Raw genomic sequence first — 21,000 nt, 5'->3', positions numbered from 1 at the left:
ACTCCTTATAAGGATTGCCTTTACGATCTAACCGTTGATGATTGCTTTTCCTCTTACATTTTATTTAAAGAAAGTCAATTCTTAAAAAAAAATCTACAAACGTCATAATTCGAGACAATATCGGGTTGAGCATTTTATACTCCACCTAGAACTCCACCTGCTCTTCAAGTGGATTTCTTGTGAAATTAAAAGAATACATTCTAATAATAGGAAGGGTCATTTTCTTTTATATACCACCTTAAAATTATCTCTATCAGTTAATAAAATGGCTTGGGAAAAAGATCCGCCAACAAAATAGTCTAATTAATCTCTATACCTTGAGGCAATTTGCTATAGTGCTATAGGTATGTGAATAATATCTCCAAAAGCTCATAATCTTACTCAAATTTATTCGTCTTCTGTATTGCCAGCTCCACTCAAAAAACTCCAGATTATTGTAAAAATGGGTAGTCGCAAAAACCGCAGAAATTAAAGAGACGATCATGATCATGATATTCATTAGACTGAGTGAAACCTTGCTGAGATCATCCGATACCTGATAAATTGATACGGCAGCCAAAATCATAAACAAGGTATAAATCATCGCAAAACGAAGTTTCAAAAAATCGTAAAAGGCATATTTAAGTAGAGGTATTTATGAAAAATCCGGTAATCACTCCTTTTTGAAAACAACTTGTCAAAGGATATTTTCACTCACCCTACTCGCCTTTCAGCATTATTAATTGGGCAACCTCATAAATGAAGCAATTATATTATATTGAAAATAAAATTCATTTATGGCAGATAATTTAAAATTTACTAATCCCTGAATATGAAAAGGAAATCGGAAAGGAGTCTTTTTAAACCCTATTTGCTTCTACTGGTGCTAATCCCGTTTTGTTCGAAAGTACGTGCACAAAATACCCTGATTTCAGAGATGGATGATTTGAAATGGGAAAAGATTATGCCTGGCATTTGGAAAGCAAGTTTAGGCGAAATGGGATTAAATCCCATGGACTATGCCAATGCCCCCAAAACAGATGCTATCAAGGAGTTGGGAGATGCTCCATTTCCCTTTGCTCAAGATGCCAGTAGAAGCCTTCTTACTCCAAATCGAGCAAGTATAAGATTGCCATTGAATGAAACAGAAAAAATCTATGGCTTAGGATTGGAGTTTGAAGGAATAAACAGACGTAGTAATGTTTATTCTCTAAAAGTGGACCATTATGGAGGGATAAAAGGATACACTCATGCACCGGTTCCCTTCTATATTTCAAGTGGGGGGTATGGTGTTTTAATTAATTCGTCAAAACGTATAAAAATACATGTTGGGGTTGGTAACAGAAAAGACAGTAACCTTCCTGAACGCATAGACCGGACAACAGGGGAAAATTGGGCTGCACGCCCGTTGTCTGATGCAGTTGAAGCAAGTGTCGAAGGAGGCGGAATGGAAATATTTGTTTTTTCCGGACAAACAACTCTCGAAGTAGTGCAGCGCTATAACCTGTTTTTTGGAGGCGGAATCATCCCCCCTAAATGGGGCTTAGGATTCTGGCATAGAATGCACACCGAAAGTACGGATGAGGACGTGTTGAAAGAGATAAAGGATTTTGAAGAAAACAAGTTCCCTTTGGATGTAATAGGACTTGAACCGGGCTGGCAAAGTTTTGCCTACCCTTGCTCTTTCGATTGGGACAGTACACGCTTTCCTGATCCCAAAAACTTTGTCCAGACTTTAAATGAAAAAGGGATAAAAGTAAATCTCTGGGAGAATCCGTATGTAGCACCAATTTCAACTATGTATAAAGATATCAGGCCTTTTACAGGAAGTCATACGGTCTGGCTAGGGGAAGTTCCTGATTTTACTATTCCTGAAGCCCAAGAAGTATTCTTAAAACACCACCAAAAGAATCATTTAAATTTAGGCGTGAGTGGATATAAATTTGATGAGGTTGATGGCTACGATGTTTGGTTATGGCCCGATCATGCCACCTTCCCTTCAGGTAATGATGCGGTAGAAATCAGACAACTTTATGGCATGACGATGATGGACATGTTTGACCGTCATTTCAAGGAACAAAATCAGCGGACTTACAATCTGATCAGATCCGCTTATATAGGAACAAGTAATCATAATTTTGTGCTGTACAGTGATTATTATGATCATATAGGCTATGTGACTGCATTAGCCAATGCTTCCTTGTCAGGACTTTTATGGACTCCTGAAATTCGAAGCGCTGATTCCGCAGAGGAATGGATTCGCTGATTTCAAACGGTTAGTTTTTCTCCACTCATGATGCTCAATGCATGGTCTTCTGGCAAAAAACCTTGGAGCTACCCCGAAGTAACAGACATGGTCAGAAATACTATAGAGCTTAGATTGAAACTGCTCCCCTACCTTTATACCGCCTTTTATGAATACAATCAAAAGGGCATACCTCCTTTCCGAGCTATGGTATTGGAGAGCGGATACAATTCTCAGGAGACATTGTCTGGAAGTGAACTTGATCATGCGAAAAATCCATACGCTGAGCAAAAAAGACTGGAAGTCACCGATCAATACATGATGGGTCCTTCCATATTGGTAGCCCCTGTGTTTACCGGACAAGAGGAACGTACAGTTGTTCTTCCAAAAGGGAATTGGTTCGATTTCTATACCGGGGAATATGCAGGCAATGATGAGACTATTACCATTAAAACTAAGCTCGAAGAAATACCGCTTTTTGTGAAAGATGGTGGAATCATCCCAATGTTGTCAACAATAGACAACAAGTCAGATCAAACCTTAGAAGTCAGGCATTACGGTACAAAGGAAAATTCCTATTTACTATACAATGATGACGGAATCAGCTATGACTATGAGCATGATGAGTATTCCCTGACAGAACTCAAATCGAGCCTGAACTCGGAAGGGGAGTTGAAAGGAAGTTCTAAAGCATTGAAAGAAAACAAATATAACTATGGAGATATTGTTTGGCGCCGAATGACAGTCAAGCAATAGTTAAGAGCAAAATATGGTTAGGCGTATTTCAACAGATGGAAACTAGGCGGATGATCCTAAAAATAAAAAAGCCCACAAAGGAAACTTCCTTCGCAGGCCTTAATCAAATCACAACCATATTACTTTAGAAATCTCTCTTCTTAAACACCCGCATGGCAAGTAGATTTGGCCAGAGTACCCATATTAACAAGGTTCCTCCCGCTATGAGAATTCCCATGGAGCTGTTGAAAAACTGCTGAAAAAATGCTCCGGTATAGCCCATCAATGCTGAAATATCCAGCTGCATAAGCATAAGAATTCTTCCTAGATCCACAGGATTCAACATGACCAAACCAAGGGTGACTTTTTCCAAGGGATAATCCGCAAAACTGTAAATCAGATACAGGACAAAACCATCATAGACTAGGGAAAAGTAAATCCAAAGTCCCAAACTAATTCCGATAGCTTTTGCTTTGTCACGCGTCAAAACACTGGCGAGAAAGGCAAATCCTGCAAAAACCGCACTCAGGACCACTCCCACTCCAAGCAAGGTTATCAAACTGCTATCCGCTCCCCACAGCAACATCGGCAGTCCGAATCCAATCAAAATCGATAAGCTCAGCATCAAGATCACCGCCAAAAGTTGGCTGAGAAATACATGTGTACGCTTCACGGGCTGGGCAAGTATCAACTCTATAAACTCCAAGTTGTTGTAAAAATGGGTTGTTGCAAAAACCGCAGAAATTAATGGGACGATCATGATCATGATATTCATCAGACTGAGCGAAACCTTGCTGAGATCATCCGAGACTTGGTAAATAGACACTGCTACCAGAATCATAAACAAGGTATAAATCATCGCAAAACGCGATTTCAGAATATCGTAAAGGGCGTATTTAAGTAGTTTCAACATGGCTCATTTCCCGTTTAGTTGTCTTTTTCTTTAATGTCCATTGCATCAGTTTGGCAATGGCCGATGAGAATCTGTCTTCCCCGGTTAACTCTTTGAGGTTTTCAATGGTGTCATTGAAATAGACCTCTCCTTCGAAAATATAAACCGCTTGATTGGTGAGTTCCTCTAGATCGCTCATGATGTGCGAAGTGATCAAAATGAGCTTACCTGAGACTCGTTCCTTTTTGATCTTAGCTTTAAGAATCTCCACCGCAATCGGATCAAGGCCAGCCGTAGGTTCATCCAAAATCAAGATGTCCGGAGTAAACAAAAAAGCCAAAGCTGCACTTACTTTTTGCCGGGTTCCACCAGAAAGTGTGCCAATGGATTTGTCCTTCATTTGATCAAGTTCGAAAGCTTCCACCAAGCCCAAGTCATAATTCTTTATTTCAGGACGCATATCTTTCATCATGGAAAAAAGCTGCCCAATTTTCATATTTGATGGGTATCGGCCAATCTGCGGCATGTATCCGATGTCTTGCCGATAGGAATGGCTTCCCTTAATGGAATTACCTTTTACTAATATTTCACCACTGTCCGGCATTACCATTCCCAGGATCGTCTTGATTATGGTAGTTTTTCCGCTTCCATTGGGGCCCATCAAAGCATAGCTGTTTCCAAGCTGAAATTCCAGATTGAAATTTTTCAGAACTTGCAGTTTGCCAAACTTCTTGGATATATTTTTAACCGAAATCATAAGGTCTCATTTTTGGGGATTCATCAATCATTTCATCGGGTGTAAGTGTTGGGATGATTTTCTCCATCCGATCCAAAAGAGTCACCATGAAACTCCTCCAAAGGATTACTGCCGCCGGGATTTTTTCCACAATCACGCTGTAGAGATTAACAGGGCGATAGCCAATATCACCGACCTGATCCCGGTCCAAGTCATAGCCCTCATATTTATCCCAATAGTTTTCTGTCAAGGTATTTAGAACCAGTGAGCCATTTGTACTGATATCGAAGGTGTTTTGGGTGAAATTATTTGCTTTAAATGTGTTTTGGTCACAACTCGCCATGAGCTTGAGTGCCCAGCCATTTTCGCGGAATGTATTATTGGTAAACTCAATTCTGCTACTACCTTCCATGTAGATTCCAATGGTGTTTTTCAGGAAAACATTTCCAACAACTTCACTGTCACTGATGTCCTTCAGCAAGATTCCATAGGCACTGGAACCCCAGTTTTCCTCGAATCTGTTTTCCCTCATTACAACATTTTTAGTGTACATGACGGCGACTCCGGCACCATTTTTACGAAAAGTATTTCGGATGTAGCTGTTGTCGTGCGAAAACATAAAGTGCAATCCATAGCGCATATTATTCTCCACTACGTTTCCTTTCGCTTGCGTATTGGTCACAAACTCCAGATAAATCCCGTCTCTATGGCCAGAAACCTCGTTATTTCCGATATAGGAATTTTTGCACTTCCAAAGGTGAATGCCATTTCCAACTTCAAATTCCCGAATTGCCGAAGCTGTGATTTTATTGTTGATAATGGTCATCTGGGAGGAATTCGAAAAATGTAGACCGAAGTAGGTATTCTCAAGAATATTGTCGCGAATGATACAATCCTTGGAATCGAAGAACTTGATCGCCGCAGAATCATCCATATTCGATCTGCCCGTATTGATCAATTTCAAACCCTGAACAGTCAGGTTGGAAGTAGCGACGATCAGGATATTTCCTTTGAAATCCGCATCAATTACCGGGTAATTCTCTCCGATCAGTATCAATGGTTTTCGGATGATGATCCCGAATTGCTTGTAAGTTCCTTCGGAAATAATCAAAGTATCTCCTGCCGAGGCACGATCCACCGCTTCCTGAATCGATTGACCCGGAGTGATTCTGATGGTAGCCGCCAATATTTCTGGGGCTCCGATCAGGCAAAGAAGAAAAAAGAATGTAAGTGTTAAAGTTTTCATGGATTCCTGCGAATCAGGCTATTTAAACTGTGTGGTAAGCTCTCCCCATGCGAGGTATACTCCTCCTGATTTATTCTTGTATTCCTTTAAAAGATCATAATCCGGAAAGGCCACGATGTTACTTGCCATTGGAGTTTTGAATTCCTCGGACTTAAGATAAAAGGCGAAGTTTGCATCTAGGAGAACACCTGGATTCAAATAATCCGTCACGAGAATATGCTTGTACATCTGGCTTTTTCCATCTTCGGAATCCATGTATTGCAGCATGCAGTTGACATCATCGAAGATGAATACTTTACCTTTCTCGGTGACTAGTTCAGCTCCGAATTTCGGATCCATCAGGGTCATTTTGCAGTGATGGCATCCATCCTGACCAAAGGCGATTGGTCTCGGATCTGCGGAACAGGATGCCAAAATGATCAAAATACAAAGTAGTGATAAGCTTCTCATAGTTTCTGGGATTAAGGGTTAAATGGCCTGGACAGGTTTTTGAAATCGGTCTCTGAGAATTGCCAGAATGAGTAGACCCACTCCTGCTATCAGGATCCAGCTTCCCGCGTCCGGGCCGGAATAGGCTAAGAAATTCAACAACTCTTTATATCCAATCAATGGAGGCTGATAACTCATCCCTTCCACTTTTATGGCTGCTTTGGGATCAAGGTTGTGACCATATTGATATCCCCAGCGGTACATATCTGCCAATACTGCCATCCCGAAGAGTGACATCAGACCAAAAAAAGCATAGAGACTCCATCTTTTCCCAATCAGAAAAGCAATAACTCCTAGGGCAATCAATGCCCCGATCACATAGATCAGGAAGGTGAACTCAGGAAACATTTCATCTCCGATATGTCTCATTCCGATGTAATGGTTTACCCCGTTGATCTGATCCACATTTCCGCTCAGGTGATCAATCCAAATCTTCATGTTGAGTCCCTCGGGGTATTGAGGAGCCCACAGGCTGATCTGCCAAAGCGGCGTGAAATAAGCCGGAATGATAAGAAGGGCTGAAAGTAAAATCAGGATTCTGTTGGATGTGCTGAGCGATTGCATGATTGGAGGGGGAAATAACCGTCGACCCAGGAGGAGTCGACGGTAGGGTTTGGGTGATTACTCAGCTTCTCCTGTAGAATATTTAACTGTATTGCTCGATCCCTTTGGTGATACGCGCAGGTAGCCTTGCATTTCCTGGTGCAGTGCCGAACAGAAATCTGTACAATAGAATGGGAAAATACCTACTCTATCCGGTACCCACTTCAAGGTGGAAGTCTCACCTGGCATGATCAGCAATTCGGCCGTATTGGCGCCTTTGATTGCAAATCCATGCGGAACATCCCAGTCTTGCTCAAGGTTGGTCATGTGGAAATAAACCTCATCTCCCACTTGTACTCCTTCAATATTGTCAGGTCTGAAATTGGATCTGATCGAAGTCATATAGACGTGAACCTGATTGCCTTCACGCTCCACTCGCGCATCATTAATGCCTTTCAATGCATGTGGGTGCATATTTTCCTCAATCTTGAAGAATTTAACCTGCTTGTCTTTAATCAGACTTGCCGGGAATGCTTCAGCATAGTGCGGTTCACCGATTGTCGGGAAGTCGAGCAAAAGCTGCATTTTATCACCGGAAATATCATAAAGCTGTGCAGAGTGCGCCAGTTCAGGCCCAGTTGGCAGGTAACGGTCTTTGGTGATCTTGTTGTAAGCTACCATGTACTTTCCGTGAGGTTTACCTGTTGGTCCGCCCGGGATGCTCAAGTGTCCCACAGAATAGTAAGTAGGAACTCTGTCCAAAACCTCAAGGGTTTCGATATTCCACTTTACGATTTCAGAAGACACAAACATGGAAGTGTACGCATTTCCTTTTCCGTCAAATTCAGTGTGAAGTGGACCAAGTCCAGGCTTCTCTACTTCTCCATGGAGTACTGATTCATATTTCAGGACAGGCATTCCATCGAGTGTCCCTTCGAAGTCCTTGTTTTCGATTGCCGCAAGCATTTTGGTAAAAGAGAATACCGGGATGATTGCTGCAAGCTTACCGCTACCGATGATGTATTCACCTGTCGGGTCTGTGTCAGTTCCATGAGGTGACTTGGGACAAGGGATGAAATACACAATGTCCTTCAGGATTTTCGGATCCAGCACAAGTACGTCTTCCATCATAGTGGAAGTAGCAGTGTGAGTCTCCTCATCCCATGTGTTGTGTACATAGTTGGCTTTTTTCCTGGTTCCCTCCCCTGCTTTGATGTACTCCTCAGCCTTTTTCCAATTCACAGCCATGATATAATCCTTGTCCTTTTGGGAAGCATTTACTTCCAAAAGCGTATGGGCCATCTCGGTATTGTAAGTGGAAAAGAAGAACCAGCCATGTGATTTGTTTTTACCGGCACGGGCCAGGTCAAAGTTGAATGGTGGTGCCTCAATTTGGAATGATAGGTTCATTTCGCCGGATTCCTTGTCCACGGCAATGAATGAAATATGGCCTTTGAAATTTTCCTTGTAAGAATCAATCGAAACATCCGTATTATCTCCGGTTGGCACGGAGAATCGGGTTCCTGCCACCACATACTCGGTATTTTGGGTAATGAATGGAGAGGAATGATTACCGGCTGAATTAGGAATCTCGATGATCTCCACTGTCTTGAAGGTGGTCAAATCGATCCTCGCAATTCTTGGAGTATTGTTTGCATTTGCAAAAACCCATCTTGCATCATGCTCAGCATTGGTGGTAGAGACAGCGATGTGGTGCAAGTCATCCCAGGGAACGAAGCCAAGCGAGGTGTTAAGCATTGGCTTGGTCTCTTCAGAATATCCCCATCCATTTTCCGGATGTACAGAAAACACAGGAAGTATCTTCAAGACTCGGCCTGAAGGCAACCCAACAACGGAAATTTGTCCATTAAATCCCCCGGAAACGATGTTGTAGAATTCATCGTGCTCTCCGGGAGCAACGTACACTTTGGAGGCTGCATCACCTGAGATGGCGCTTTGAGCGCTTTTCGGTTTACAACCTGGTGCTAAAACAGCCGCAATCAAGCCTGCTGCAAGTAGCCATACAATTTTTTTCATGTGATTATAATTTTTAAGACGGGGTCGAGTATTTGTTAGAACCTATATTCCGGCTCTTTCCAGATCGTTTTTCCTCATAAATTCCAAGATACCACGGGCGTCAACTGCTGAGATATTTTGATTTGGCATCCGGGTCAGACATTCTTCCAATAGTGCTTGTGCCTGAGGATCATTATCCAGCATCACATCCACATTGGTGATCATATTCATGATCCATTCCGGCTCTCTTCTGGAAGTAACCCCTTGAAAACCTGGACCTACTAGCCTCTTGTCATTTAATTGATGGCATGCAGTACATTTCATGTCCACGATAGCTTTGCCTGAGGCCGCCAATGTCTCATCTATACCTTCACCGGTTTCTACAGATTTAAATTCTCCGATTCCTTTAGGATCGGCTTGTACTTCTTCTTGGGGAGCGGTTTCGGAAGTAGCAGTACTATTGCTGTCAGCACTTCCACCTCCACATGAGGTCAGGAGTATCCCTAGAATACCCATTGACAAAATCAGTGTTCTTTTCATAGTTTCTTGATTGATTTGTTTTTTTAATTGGATTGTAGGATTAGATATAGCTTGTTTGGAAATTTCAGGAAATCGCAAACCTGCCATAATGAAGGCAAGACTGAGTGGAAAAAGGCATGAGGCCATAAAAAGCCATAAGTTGTATTCAGGTAAAAATCCCATTTCCAGCAAAACCAGTGTGCCTTGTAGAAAGAGTAAAACCTCAGTGATCACAAATCCGGCGATCAGAAGAACCCATCCTAGTTTGCTGATTGGAAGTTCATTGATCCAGCCTCGGGCTATTGCCACAGCTGAAATACCCATTGTCATTACGCCCAGTAAAACCAGGTGAAGAAATCCAATGACATAGATTCGGATAGAATAGGAAATCACTGCTATGGAAGGAAAAACCAAGAGTCCTTGTAGGATAGCTTTTACCACCAGACTGACCAAGGCCAAAATCAACAGCAGTTTGGCAATACCTCTGATACGATTTGTTTTGAACAGTTTGGAAACTGACTTCAAAATCCAGAAATAGGCAATCAGCTGAATAATAACGGCAATGCCATTGATTTGAAAGAAGATCGGTTGCGGTTCGGCCCAGGTTACCGCCAGCATGAAAGTCATGACCACAGATATCGACAGCACCCATTCCTGATAGGCTGGCCAATTGATCTGAAACCCTTTTTCCTCGAAATAAAGAAGGATCAATCCGAGCACTCCCAATACAAACCAGCCATTCAGCTGGAAGTGAAGGAACCATTGAATCGTCATAAAGTAGAGTTCATGCATCTTCCCTAGGGTCGCGGATACTGGCCCTAGCGACCAAAGACCAAACGTTGAAATCACCATAAACCAAATCGCCAGACGAATCAGACGCGTTGCTGCAGTCTTTTCACCTGACCGGATTACTTTAAGAAGCTTGTAAGCAAATCCATAGGAAATCAACATATGAAGTGTAGAAAAACTGATGCTGATGGCTCCATATCCCTGAAAAGAAAAAGAAAAAAGCATTCCCAAAAGAGGGATGACAGTTCCGAGGAAAAGCCACTTGTACTCCTTGATTTGGTCTTTTTCCTTCACAAGGCCAAAAACCATCCCTCCAATGAGCATCAAATGTCCCCAACCCAGCATGGCAAGGTGGGAATGGGTATGAAGAATATTCCGGTAGTCGAAGTAAGGGATCTCAATCACATGAAATGACCGCATCACCAATCCCAGACAAACAGCCAGAAAGAAAAATCCAAACGCCCATCTCATCCAATTCTGACGGAATTGATCCCCTGAAGAAAAAGAGAAGATGGACGATATTGGATTTTGAGTGATCATAGATCAGGCATTCAGACTGTTAAATACTTCTTTGGCCTCTGGAAAAAGGATGTTATTTTCCAGGTGGATATGCGTGTGCAGGTCAGATTCAAATTCCTGGAGCATTGCAAAAGCGACTTTGTATGTCTGGCAAGCATCTGAAGGAGGTGTATAATTGTTGCTCAATGCTGCTATTTTTCTGAAGCGATCGCCCTCGGTTTCATGCTCTTCTTCCATCATGGAGATTGGATTTTCGATGCTGCCAAAGTGGGCTGGAGAAAGCGGAAAATGGTTTTTAACTGCTGACTCCATGGCCTTGATGTATGGGAAAAGAACAAACTCTTCCTTTTTCATATGGGAAGTCAGTGCATCGGCTGTATTGAAAAACTCATCCCGGATCTCCAAAAGCTCTGGATGGTTGTCACCGTGAACCTTTGCTATTTTCTCCACATAGAATTTGAGTGATGGAATAGTAGTCTCCACATATTTATGGTGGACATTGACTATATGGTCTACCAAATCAGTCATCGAGAAGTTCTGGTAATTCTTCTCATCTTGTTGCTTCCCCGACTGAACTAGTTCTGCAGAGATTTTATTCAAATCCACCCCTTTCTTCTCACAGGCTTCGCTGAGTTTGATCCCTCCTTTGCAACAGAAATCTATTCCGTAATCGGTAAAGATTTTAGCGGTACGAAAATTACTCGCCACGATGTTGCCTACTTTTTTTTCTGCGATCTCATTCATAATATTTAAGATATTTTTGTCCTTTATTTGTTTAAATTTTTTTTAACGCTTTAGAAAATTGGTTCCGTTCTGAATCCCCATTGCCATATCTTCCAAAGAAGTAGTCATCATCATTCCGGCCAAATGTTCTCTGATTGCTTTGAATTTATTATGAACTGCGCAGGGATGGTCTTCCGAGCATTTTTCAAGGCCTAAAGCACAACCCGTGAAGATTTGATCCCCGTCAATCACTTCTATAATTCTATACAATTGGGTTCTTTTTCCGTCCTCATGGATCTCAAATCCTCCATTTGGACCCTTTACAGAGGAAAGAAGATTTTCCCGAACTAAAACCTGTAAAATCTTTGCAGTAAAAGCTTCTGGAGAATTGATTGCCTTTGAAATATCTTTCAAGCCTACTCTATCGTTTCCCTCCGGCAAGGTTGAGATGTAGATCATCGCATTGATAGCATATTTGCAGGATTTGGAAAACATCTGACCGGATTAAATGGTGATCAAATGTAAATGAAAATATTAAAGGATAAAAATATCTTTTAATATTTTTTTAAAAGATATTCAAATAGAAAGCCTCCTCATTTTTGAAAATGAAAGCTTCTGTTATTCATCACTACTAATTTATTCAGATTTGAAAAGTTGATTGTCTATCAGGTTTAAATCTACTTGAGATCCCTTTCACCGCTTTTTTTTCCAAATCAGCCCCAAAAAAAAGCAAGCTACTGCTAATCTCTGGTTCATCTAGACATATAAAATATTAAAGGATAACCTTGTCTTTTATAATCATGTCACTAACTTTGAATTAGAGGAAGGTTCTTGAGAGCCTTTATCAAGAACCTTATACAGTATTTTTTATCCTTTATTTATGATTCAACTAGCTCTACTTTCAATTCGGGAAATACTTGCCCTCTCCAGCCAATCTGAAAAGATATTTAAATCATCTGGAGTAGATATTAAAACTCATGGACATAAAACCTTGTCTGAAGTATGCCTATTTAAAAGACTTGATTTGGCTGTAATTCTGGAAAACTTAAATGATGGAATTGAAAACACTTATTCTGAGCTGTATGACTACAAAAATTATTCATTAAGTCAGCTGATCCAGTACATTAAAACAGTATATCATGACTCAATTCGGGGGAAAAGTGAGCTAATTATGAATCATCTACAAACCCTTGTTTCTTCCAAGAGTAATCCCGGAGATCAATGGAAAATAATTTTTACCAAATTTTCCATAGCATCTACGTATTTATTCCGGCACATGAAGCAAGAGGAACTGATTATTTTTCCCTATATCCGAGCTATAGAAAGGGATAATCATCGTAAAGCTTTGTTTCTCAAGCAACCTTTTCTATCCGTGGTAAAAAATATCCATCAATTAATGCAGGAGCCTTACGAGGAGGATAATTTGTTCGAACAAATCAAAATCCTGACAGAAGACTGCAGATTTTCCAATGGTTCTACAAATCATTGCCAAGAGGTATTTATCCTACTTCAGGATTTCAATTCGCATCTCTATAAACACATTCTCCTAGAGCAAAATATTTTGTTTCCAAGAGTTTTTAAACAGTTTCAAGAAGATTCAAAAACCATCTCGGCAACTTACTATTCCATGCTGATGAAAAGGAAAATCTGGCTTCTTATCCCTATCATCACCGGGACCTCTGTCTTTCCTTTTCTTTTTGGATTTACGGAATTGGGTTTGATTTTTCTTCTGGCTGGCTCCCTAGGTCTAAGTATCATTATGCACTTGCAAACCCTTAAGCACCCCGGATTTCATTCTACCCTTCTTTATATCGGGTCAGCCTTTTGGTTCATAGGCAATTTACTAGCTTTTCAAACTGGGCTAATTGCCGCAGGGAGCACTTGGTGGATCGGATTTCTTTTATTTACCATTGTCGGAGAACGACTTGAACTGAGCCAGTTTCTGCCAGTTCCAACCTGGTCCAAAATAGCTTTGAAGCTGCTACTTGCACTATTCGCTTTTGGTTTGATTATTCCTTTCCATTCTTGGGGTAATGAACTTATGGGCTTAAGCTCATTTCTAATAGCCCTCTGGCTGCTAACTTTTGATATGGCAAAAGTTGCAGCACGAAAAACCGATCAATTCCGCTACATCGGCATTGGGCTGCGGGTAGGATATGTCTGGCTGGGCATTCATGGAACGATCCTGTTGGGAATTGAAAACCATATACTTTATTATGATCTATTGCTCCATACCTTCTTTTTGGGATTTACTTTTTCCATGATTTGGGCCCATGCCCCGATTATCTTCCCTACCGTCACTGGCATCAGGGAGACACTCTACCATCCGATTCTGTGGCTTGGATGGTTACTGTTTCAAATCAGTTTAGCAGGTCGAATATTTTTCAGCCTTATCGAGGCATATGAGCTTCGCAAAGCTTTTGGCTTAGCCAACAGTTATGTGATTCTCATTCAGTTTGGTCTGATGGCAGCCATAGTCATATGGAAAATTAAGGAAAAGGAGCCGAGTGATTACCTAAACCGAGAAGATTTGTGAAAACACAACCACTTTTGGGTTGCCGTGCTTAAGCATTGGCGCCTAACCTCCGGATATATCAGATTCTAACAAAGGGGATGGATAGCAGGGTTTATTCAAGAGAATTTCCACCCTAATAGGTAATAGCGCTTGAATTTATACCAATTTGATAAGAATGAACTTTACGTTTCACAAAATGAGAATTGGAAAAGCTTCCCTTAGAAGTGTCCATAGATTAGGTACTGCTCCCGAAACGAGTCAATTTGCACAAACAGATTTTGTAGCTTTTACATGAAAGTTGGGAGGTAGTTGACGTTCAGCTTTTGTCTTATAAGTTAAGCTGGTTATATTTCGGACAAATTTATCCATTATGTTTTCCCAAGCTGCCAAGTATGCCATCAAGTCAGTCATTTATGTTTGGACCAAAAGTCTTGAAGACAGGAAGGTAGGAGCAAAAGAAATCGGAGCTGAAATTAATGCTCCGGAAGCCTTCACCGCAAAGATTCTCCAGTCTTTGGTAAAAGCTAAAATAATAGGGTCACTCAAGGGACCAAATGGAGGCTTTTTTGCCGATGAAACTCATGCTAAAATCAATTTGAAAGATGTGGTGAAAGCTATAGATGGGGATCATCTATTTTCAGGATGTAGTTTGGGTCTTCCTAAATGTTCTGAAAAAAGTCCCTGTCCCCTGCATTTTGAAGTAGTCAAAGTGCGAAGAGAAATCGACAATATGCTAACATCAAAAAGCATAAAATTATTGGCCGTTGAAGTGATAAAAGGCACGGCAACTTTGAATTACCTGATCAAATGAATTTAAAAACAAGTTGATTTTAGTTAGCCATATCAAAACCGGGACGCTTGGACTTCTCCGGATGGTGTAGGTCATAGAGGTAGTGGCATTACAAACCCTCCCTTCACCTACCAACCAAAGCCATTGCCAGAATAAGAAATAACATCATCTCATTCAATACCAATAAAGAATATAAATTGTTGATAAGCAATTAATTACATTCTGAATCAGGAAATAGTCATTCAAAACCTCTCCCCCATCTTGATCGCCAAACATTCCTTATTTACCCTCAAAATATTCCTTCATGACATACCAAGCTTTCTTTTTCTCTCCTTTTTCTGACATCAAGCCTTTTCTGTTGTAACCCTTTTGATAGACAGAATGCATCCGTCCCAGTGACCTGTAATCAAACAAAAGCCATGGGCACACTCCTACCAAGTTGGGAACTGTATTGAACATTTCAACCTGGTCGGTATAGATTTTCTCTTGATATCCCTCAGTCCAGTAAGCGGCTTCATCTGTTGGGCCATCATTATTCCCGTACACGGCTTCACCACCAAATTCAGAAATAAATACCGGCTTATTAGGGAAATTCATATTCCATTTTGTCTCAGAAGGCTTGCCTTGCCACGGCAAGTACCAGCCAAAATATTCGTTGATAGCAATAATATCAGAGTGATTGTACAGGGAATCCCAAACCTCCACCGTATTGTTTTTGTAGCTCTGTGTATTGATTACGTGGGTAATCAAACGCGCTGAATCCAGTGCCCTGCACTTTTGCGTAAGTTCGACAAGTCTATCATTTCTATTGAGCGTGCTGGGGTATGTTTCGTTTGAAAGCGCCCAAACAACAACCCCGCAACGGTTTTTGTCACGGCCAACCATTTCTTGGAGCATTTGCTCCAATTTTGCAGGCATGAGACTATCGGAAAACTGGATATGCTGATACACAGGCAACTCGTCCCAAACCATGATTCCCAATCTCTCGGCTTCCTTCACCATATTTTCACTGTGAGGGTAATGGGCTAGACGGACTAGATTACAGCCCAGTTCTTTTGCTGAATTTAGCAATAGCCTAGCATCCTCGTCTGAATATGCTCTGTTCTTTCTGTAAGGGTTCTCTTCATGGATATTGACAGCCTTGAGAAATATCGGTTTGCGATTTAGCAAGATCTGGTTACCCTGCACTTCGATGCTTCTGAACCCTATAGTGTCAACCAAAAAATCCGTGTCGCTTTTAAGAGTTACCCTATAAAGCTTGGGGTTTTCGGGTGACCAAAGCCCAAACTCTGATTTAAATTCTACAGGGGCAAAGCCATCATCATCCGTTCTTGTTTTGTAGCGTAAATTTAGTTCCGGAATTTCGATCTCGATGTCTTGTTTTTCATGGCTTCCATTCATCTTAACCCACCCTAAGACGGTATCAAGACTTCCTTTTTTTAACTGTATGAAATAATCTTCAATAAAGGTGTTGTCTGTTTCGATTAAATCCACATCACGGGTAATACCTCCATAGTTGAACCAGTCATACCCATAGCTTGGGAGGCCGTTTCCTTTGCGGTTATTGTTGACTTTCACAATAACGGTATTATCCCCATCCTTGATTTTGTCTGTAAGTTCAAACTGAAAAGGGGTAAAACCGCCTTCGTGACTGCCAATTTTCTCGCCGTTCAGATACACGTCAGCCAGATAATTAACTGCCCCAAAATGTAGAAACAGCCTTTTCCCTTCGATAATGGAGTAACTAAATTGCTTTTTGTACCAGATTGTCCCTTCGAAATAAGTCAGCTCGCTCATCTGGGAATTAAAGTCTCCGGGTACATTTAATACCGGGGCTTCTTCAAACGAATACTCATAAAAATCTGTTTTTTTCACAGGTTTTTTCTCCGCCCACAGTTGCAGATATTCACCTGTGCCGGTAGGGTCAATAATTGCTTTCCACTCCCCGTTCAGGCTCGTCAACTTTCTGGATTGGAGGTTAGTCATTGCGGTCTGCGCACAGATATCGTTTCCTAATAGGATAAAGGCTCCAAAAACCAATATCCATCCTGTATTCATTGTTTTTAAGTATTTCATCATTTTTTTATCAATCTGATCTTCTCGATCTTTAAGAATATAGTCTCTTCAATTCGCATATAATTTCAAGAATGTCAATCGATTTCCGACTTGATTTATCCATTCCCTGGCCATCAGTTCGTGACCGAATACAGTTGGGTGTACTCCATCCCAAATCCAATAATCTATAGGGGCGCTCTCCTGTGCTCTTTCAAAAACTTTAGGATAATCAATGATAACGGCATCAAAATCGACAGCAATTCTTCTGATAATTCCGTCCCGTTCAAGCGTCAAGGGGTGCCACTTTTCATATTGATCCTTGCGCCAGCCCGAAGCAAAAAAGAACGGCAATCCCAGCACGATCAAAAGTTCGGGGTTTTGATCACGACATGAGGTAAGCAGCTTACGATAAGTAGTCTCGAACGTTTTTGCATCCACAGCATCCTCCCTCCCATCGATCAATGCGTTCACATCATTGATACCGACAAGTAAGCTTAATACGTCCGGTTTCAACTCCAGCGTATCCGTTTGCCACCTCTTTTCCAGATCGCTTACTGTATTTCCGCTTATACCCCGGTTGATAAATTGAAAGCCGTATTGTGGGAAATCAGCACCGATTCTACAGGAAACTGCAAAACAATACCCATGTCCCAGAATGTGGTTCGGATCTTCGTTTCTTCCCCGGTTGCCATCCGTTATGGAATCACCCTGAAACAAAAAACAAAGGTTTTTTTCAGGCTCCGGGGATATTTTTATGGTGTTTGAGCAGGTGCCGGCCATTCCGGTCAAGGCCAAGCTACCTACCGAAATGTGTTTTATAAAATCTCTACGAGTGGAGTCTTTTGCTATCATTCAATTTTTGGTTTTTAGATAGGGCTTGCTGAAATACCTTTATCAATAAACTCTTTCTTCATTTTTAAAAAAAACCAATATGAACATTCTCTTTCCACCAATTAGGGTGAAGAAGAGAATGTTCATACTACAAATTATTGATTATATCCTTCAATAATGGCATCATACATACGCTGGTCTTTTACCACATTGTTAGACCTATCCAACATAAAACCTATCTCCCACCAGAATGGCAAAATACCATGTGCTTTAGCCTGTTTGGTCACAAATTTTGCCCAGTAATCTACAGACTGGTTGTGCATCTCCAGATCCAAAGGAAGAAAATTGCTGTTGGTGGCGGCAGTCCGTCTCCAGATTGCATATTCACCCAGCACCACAGGGATACCTTTATCAACAAACTTCTGTTTCATCTTTTGGAATTCAGCAATGACTTCATCCTCTTCTCCAAAGGTGGCGTTGCGCTCTGGCTCAATAGTAGAATGATTCCCAGCCCCCCAGTAGTAAACCATCTTGCCCCAACTTACATCTCCATTCATCACTAGCGTAAATACAGCAGGCGTATAGCTATGCACCTCGACCATCAACTTGTCAGGGATATTGTCTGTTGGAAGCTTATTCATCAGATTATAAGTTTTATTAGGGTCAGTTATAGGCCCCTGCACAACCAGCACCCGGTGACTGTTCCTGCCTCCGGTAGCGCGGACTGCATTAACAAATGTCTGGTGGTAACTGTCGAGTATGGCCATCTGCTGAGCATCTTCAACCACAGGTTCATTCGTACCGGCAAAAATAAGGTGTTCATCAAAATCACGCATGGTTGTAGCAATCTGCTCCCACAAAGCCTTTAGCTTCGCATTAACGGAATCTTGCATTGCCGCATTGACATTATTTTCCAGCCAGCCCCAATCCCCGTGAGTGTTCAGTATCACATACATATCATTGTCCACACACCATCCAACTACTTCCTTCACCCGTTCAAGCCATTCAGGGTCAATTTCCATTTTTTCAGGATCGCTTAAATGACTCTTAACCCAGCCAGTGGGAAGCCGTACAGCATTGAAACCTGCTTGTTTTACAAATTTCACATACGATTCTGTAAGCTTACTACTCTGCCACTCACCTTCGACTGGGGATTCCATGGTATTTCCAAAATTTATCCCCAAATGCATTTTGGCGGCCAACTCAACAGCATTGCTGCTCATGCCGGAAGCATCAGGCGGCAGTGGTGAAGTGTTGTACGATGGGTATAGCGCAGAAATCTGTGAAACGCTAATCCTCCGGGCCTGACCGCTTGACGAAGTGACATTTAATATGGCAGTACGGGTTAGACCAGTGGCATTAGGCACTGTGGTTAACTGTATAGTAGCATTTCCACTGGATCCGTCCATTTGGCTCACTTGTAACCAGGAGGAAGCCGGATTGGCAATACTCCATTCACTGTTACTTGATATCGTTATTTCCATTTCCCCTCCTTCTGCTTCAAAATCTGCCTTATTCACGGAAACGTCAAGTACAGGGTCTATACCTCCCTCTTCCCCACAAGAGGAAAGCAACATTATCCCCAATAACACTGTCAATAATCTGTTTAATTTTATATTCTTCATTTGGTTTATTTTTTTTCCTGTTTTTATTCTAGACAATTAATAAACATACCGGACTACCCTATTAGAAGCATTCTTATTTTCCTCCTTCAATGAGTGCATCAATTGTACGTTGGTCTTTCACTGTATAATTCCGCCTGTCCAAAGCACCGCCTGTATCCCACCAGAAGGGTATCATACCATTTGCTATTGCCTGCTTTGTAACATAAGTAATCCAATGATCCACTGAATTATTGTGGGTTTCAAGGTCAAGGGGGACATGTTGGTTATTGTCACGCCTATACGCTCCATACTCACCGAATATTACAGGGATTCCATTATCAACAAACTTTGTCTTCATTTTGCCAAAGAGTCTGACTACGTCATCCTCTTCTCCCCAAGTGGCGTTGCGGTCAGGCTCAATAGTTGAATGATACCCTTCACCCCAGTAATAAAACATCTTACCCCAACTTGCATCGCCATCCATCAACAAGCAGAATTGGGAAGGAGTATAATAATGTATCTCAGCCATCATCCGGTCCTCTACCTCATCTGTAGGAAGTTTATTCATCAGATCATTGGTCTTTTCAATATCTGTTGACGGTCCCTGAATCACAAGCACCCGATAACTATTCCTACCGCCGGTCGACCGCACTGCGTCCATAAAGGTTTGATGGAAGGTATTGAGTATTCCCATCTGTTCAGCATCCTCAGCCGGTGGCTCATTGGTACCGGCAAATAGCAGGTGCTCATCAAAATCACGCAAAGCAGTGGCTATTTGCTCCCAGTAAGCTTTCTGCTTGGCATTGACCGAATCCTGCATATCCTTGTTGATATTCTGATCCAGCCAGCCTCCATCCCAGTGTATATTGAGTAAGACATACACATCATTGTCTACACAGTACCCCACAACTTCTTTCACCCTGTCAAGCCATGCAGGGTCAATCTGCGCAGTCTTTCTGTCCATCACATGGTGCCAATCCCAGGAAACCGGAAGACGAATTGCGTTAAACCCCTGCTGTTTTACAAACTTCACAAACTCTTCAGTAATCCTAGGATTGCCCCATCCTTCCTCACTTCCAGGGGCTTCCATGGTGTTGCCGATGTTCCAGCCCAGCTTTAGTTTGGCCGCAAGCTCTACTGCGTTGCTGCCCATCCCTGTCGCATTAGGCGGCAGTGGAGAAGTGTTGTAAGACGGGTATAGCGAGGAAATCTGTGAAACGCTAATCCTCCGGGCCTGTCCATTTGGCGCGATGACATTTAATTGAGTGGATCGGGTCAGGCCTGTGGCATTGACCAAAGCAGTTATTTGAACAGAGGTACTTCCACTACTGCCTGCTACTTGGCTCAATTGCAGCCATGAAGAGGCCGGGTTGCTGATACTCCATTCACTGTTACTTGTAATTGTAATTCCCACTTCCCCTCCCTCTGATTCAAAATCAGTCTTACTCACAGAAACATCAAGTACAGGATCTATCCCGCCCTCTTCGCCACAAGAGACAAGTGCCATTATTCCAAAAATCATGGCCAGTATCCTGGTCGATTTCATCTTCTTCATTTTTGTCTATTTTTACTATTGAGTTTTATTTGCTTTCATGTTTTCCATATTCCTGTTTTTCAAGTTGAAGGCTAAGTATTGAAACCTGACAGGTTTTACGTTGATCTATAATTGGCCAAAGTAGGAATAGCTTCTATTTTTGAGTTATCCCTTTCCAATTATCCGTTCTGAACGGAACGGCGGGCAGCCCATCGGAATTTACCAGGTACATATCGGATT

The 21,000-nt window shown here is 41.8% G+C and carries 17 protein-coding genes and 1 pseudogene; 4 read left to right on the top strand and 14 right to left on the bottom strand.

Annotated features, from left to right (window positions below; all coding sequences use genetic code 11):
• Window positions 1-310 precede the first annotated feature (310 nt).
• Entirely contained in the window at window positions 311-583 is a 273-nt protein-coding gene (locus SYJ56_RS08670; protein ID WP_323833484.1) for a hypothetical protein, read from the bottom strand.
• 228 nt (window positions 584-811) lie between these two features.
• Here SYJ56_RS08670 and SYJ56_RS08665 point away from each other — a divergent pair.
• Together SYJ56_RS08665 and SYJ56_RS08660 are read left to right on the top strand one after the other, a co-directional pair.
• A pseudogene (locus SYJ56_RS08665) lies at window positions 812-2,377 on the top strand (TIM-barrel domain-containing protein); the annotation flags it as partial.
• Between the two features lie 54 nt (window positions 2,378-2,431).
• Window positions 2,432-2,980 (top strand): DUF5110 domain-containing protein, encoded by a 549-nt coding sequence (locus tag SYJ56_RS08660; RefSeq protein ID WP_323833529.1) that lies wholly within the window; start codon window positions 2,432-2,434, stop codon window positions 2,978-2,980.
• A 124-nt stretch (window positions 2,981-3,104) separates the two neighbouring features.
• Here SYJ56_RS08660 and SYJ56_RS08655 read toward each other — a convergent pair whose 3' ends face one another.
• Genes SYJ56_RS08655 through SYJ56_RS08615 form a run of 9 tightly spaced genes read right to left on the bottom strand, consistent with a single transcriptional unit; the run spans window position 3,105 to window position 11,926 of the window.
• Window positions 3,105-3,872: an ABC transporter permease gene (locus SYJ56_RS08655; protein ID WP_323833482.1), complete on the bottom strand. Its 768-nt coding sequence runs from the start codon at window positions 3,870-3,872 to the stop codon at window positions 3,105-3,107.
• Window positions 3,856-4,608 (bottom strand): ABC transporter ATP-binding protein, encoded by a 753-nt coding sequence (locus SYJ56_RS08650; RefSeq protein WP_323833480.1) that lies wholly within the window; start codon window positions 4,606-4,608, stop codon window positions 3,856-3,858. The genes SYJ56_RS08655 and SYJ56_RS08650 overlap by 17 nt, the downstream gene beginning before the upstream one ends.
• Complete coding sequence (locus tag SYJ56_RS08645) at window positions 4,595-5,833, bottom strand: nitrous oxide reductase family maturation protein NosD (RefSeq protein WP_323833478.1); 1,239 nt, start codon at window positions 5,831-5,833, stop codon at window positions 4,595-4,597. Before SYJ56_RS08645 ends, SYJ56_RS08650 begins: the two co-directional genes overlap by 14 nt.
• Before the next feature lie 18 nt (window positions 5,834-5,851).
• A complete protein-coding gene (locus SYJ56_RS08640; protein WP_323833476.1) occupies window positions 5,852-6,283 on the bottom strand; it encodes a nitrous oxide reductase accessory protein NosL in 432 nt (143 codons plus the stop codon).
• An 18-nt stretch (window positions 6,284-6,301) separates the two neighbouring features.
• Entirely contained in the window at window positions 6,302-6,886 is a 585-nt protein-coding gene (locus tag SYJ56_RS08635; RefSeq protein WP_323833474.1) for a hypothetical protein, read from the bottom strand.
• Between the two features lie 57 nt (window positions 6,887-6,943).
• Entirely contained in the window at window positions 6,944-8,902 is a 1,959-nt protein-coding gene (nosZ, locus tag SYJ56_RS08630) for a Sec-dependent nitrous-oxide reductase (protein ID WP_323833472.1), read from the bottom strand.
• A gap of 42 nt (window positions 8,903-8,944) precedes the next feature.
• Window positions 8,945-10,729 (bottom strand): c-type cytochrome, encoded by a 1,785-nt coding sequence (locus tag SYJ56_RS08625; RefSeq protein WP_323833471.1) that lies wholly within the window; start codon window positions 10,727-10,729, stop codon window positions 8,945-8,947.
• A 3-nt stretch (window positions 10,730-10,732) separates the two neighbouring features.
• Window positions 10,733-11,452: an iron-sulfur cluster repair di-iron protein gene (gene ric / locus SYJ56_RS08620; protein WP_323833469.1), complete on the bottom strand. Its 720-nt coding sequence runs from the start codon at window positions 11,450-11,452 to the stop codon at window positions 10,733-10,735.
• Between the two features lie 42 nt (window positions 11,453-11,494).
• On the bottom strand, window positions 11,495-11,926 hold the full coding sequence (locus SYJ56_RS08615; protein ID WP_323833467.1) for an RrF2 family transcriptional regulator: 432 nt from the start codon (window positions 11,924-11,926) through the stop codon (window positions 11,495-11,497).
• Window positions 11,927-12,311: 385 nt separating this feature from the next.
• On the opposite strand from SYJ56_RS08615, the gene SYJ56_RS08610 reads away from it, so the two are divergent.
• The gene (locus SYJ56_RS08610) at window positions 12,312-13,967 is read left to right on the top strand and encodes a hypothetical protein (protein WP_323833465.1); all 1,656 of its coding nucleotides are present in this window, start codon (window positions 12,312-12,314) and stop codon (window positions 13,965-13,967) included.
• Between the two features lie 349 nt (window positions 13,968-14,316).
• Window positions 14,317-14,757 (top strand): RrF2 family transcriptional regulator, encoded by a 441-nt coding sequence (locus SYJ56_RS08605; protein ID WP_323833464.1) that lies wholly within the window; start codon window positions 14,317-14,319, stop codon window positions 14,755-14,757.
• 258 nt (window positions 14,758-15,015) lie between these two features.
• On the opposite strand, the gene SYJ56_RS08600 is transcribed toward SYJ56_RS08605, so the two are convergent.
• From SYJ56_RS08600 to SYJ56_RS08585, 4 genes are all read right to left on the bottom strand, one after another.
• Window positions 15,016-16,812 (bottom strand): glycoside hydrolase family 2 protein, encoded by a 1,797-nt coding sequence (locus tag SYJ56_RS08600; RefSeq protein WP_323833463.1) that lies wholly within the window; start codon window positions 16,810-16,812, stop codon window positions 15,016-15,018.
• A 48-nt stretch (window positions 16,813-16,860) separates the two neighbouring features.
• Window positions 16,861-17,643: an SGNH/GDSL hydrolase family protein gene (locus SYJ56_RS08595; protein ID WP_323833461.1), complete on the bottom strand. Its 783-nt coding sequence runs from the start codon at window positions 17,641-17,643 to the stop codon at window positions 16,861-16,863.
• Window positions 17,644-17,777: 134 nt separating this feature from the next.
• Window positions 17,778-19,247: a cellulase family glycosylhydrolase gene (locus SYJ56_RS08590; RefSeq protein ID WP_323833459.1), complete on the bottom strand. Its 1,470-nt coding sequence runs from the start codon at window positions 19,245-19,247 to the stop codon at window positions 17,778-17,780.
• A 73-nt stretch (window positions 19,248-19,320) separates the two neighbouring features.
• Complete coding sequence (locus SYJ56_RS08585; protein ID WP_323833458.1) at window positions 19,321-20,772, bottom strand: cellulase family glycosylhydrolase; 1,452 nt, start codon at window positions 20,770-20,772, stop codon at window positions 19,321-19,323.
• Between the last annotated feature and the right edge of the window lie 228 nt (window positions 20,773-21,000).

The sequence above is a fragment of the Algoriphagus aurantiacus genome, assembly GCF_035156405.1.
In the GTDB taxonomy this organism is placed as follows: domain Bacteria; phylum Bacteroidota; class Bacteroidia; order Cytophagales; family Cyclobacteriaceae; genus Algoriphagus; species Algoriphagus aurantiacus.
Note: the sequence above shows the minus strand (reverse complement) of the source record. Positions and strands in the feature narration are given on the sequence as shown.

What these genes read in the sequence shown, in the direction of transcription:
- SYJ56_RS08615 (WP_323833467.1), bottom strand. Translation starts at nt 11,926, where the DNA reads ATGTTTTCCAAATCCTGCAAATATGCTATCAATGCGATGATCTACATC.
- SYJ56_RS08610 (WP_323833465.1), top strand. Translation starts at nt 12,312, where the DNA reads ATGATTCAACTAGCTCTACTTTCAATTCGGGAAATACTTGCCCTCTCC.
- SYJ56_RS08635 (WP_323833474.1), bottom strand. Translation starts at nt 6,886, where the DNA reads ATGCAATCGCTCAGCACATCCAACAGAATCCTGATTTTACTTTCAGCC.
- nosZ (WP_323833472.1), bottom strand. Translation starts at nt 8,902, where the DNA reads ATGAAAAAAATTGTATGGCTACTTGCAGCAGGCTTGATTGCGGCTGTT.
- SYJ56_RS08650 (WP_323833480.1), bottom strand. Translation starts at nt 4,608, where the DNA reads ATGATTTCGGTTAAAAATATATCCAAGAAGTTTGGCAAACTGCAAGTT.
- SYJ56_RS08605 (WP_323833464.1), top strand. Translation starts at nt 14,317, where the DNA reads ATGTTTTCCCAAGCTGCCAAGTATGCCATCAAGTCAGTCATTTATGTT.
- SYJ56_RS08645 (WP_323833478.1), bottom strand. Translation starts at nt 5,833, where the DNA reads ATGAAAACTTTAACACTTACATTCTTTTTTCTTCTTTGCCTGATCGGA.
- SYJ56_RS08600 (WP_323833463.1), bottom strand. Translation starts at nt 16,812, where the DNA reads ATGAAATACTTAAAAACAATGAATACAGGATGGATATTGGTTTTTGGA.
- SYJ56_RS08595 (WP_323833461.1), bottom strand. Translation starts at nt 17,643, where the DNA reads ATGATAGCAAAAGACTCCACTCGTAGAGATTTTATAAAACACATTTCG.
- ric (WP_323833469.1), bottom strand. Translation starts at nt 11,452, where the DNA reads ATGAATGAGATCGCAGAAAAAAAAGTAGGCAACATCGTGGCGAGTAAT.
- SYJ56_RS08585 (WP_323833458.1), bottom strand. Translation starts at nt 20,772, where the DNA reads ATGAAATCGACCAGGATACTGGCCATGATTTTTGGAATAATGGCACTT.
- SYJ56_RS08655 (WP_323833482.1), bottom strand. Translation starts at nt 3,872, where the DNA reads ATGTTGAAACTACTTAAATACGCCCTTTACGATATTCTGAAATCGCGT.
- SYJ56_RS08625 (WP_323833471.1), bottom strand. Translation starts at nt 10,729, where the DNA reads ATGATCACTCAAAATCCAATATCGTCCATCTTCTCTTTTTCTTCAGGG.
- SYJ56_RS08670 (WP_323833484.1), bottom strand. Translation starts at nt 583, where the DNA reads ATGATTTATACCTTGTTTATGATTTTGGCTGCCGTATCAATTTATCAG.
- SYJ56_RS08660 (WP_323833529.1), top strand. Translation starts at nt 2,432, where the DNA reads ATGGTATTGGAGAGCGGATACAATTCTCAGGAGACATTGTCTGGAAGT.
- SYJ56_RS08590 (WP_323833459.1), bottom strand. Translation starts at nt 19,247, where the DNA reads ATGAAGAATATAAAATTAAACAGATTATTGACAGTGTTATTGGGGATA.
- SYJ56_RS08640 (WP_323833476.1), bottom strand. Translation starts at nt 6,283, where the DNA reads ATGAGAAGCTTATCACTACTTTGTATTTTGATCATTTTGGCATCCTGT.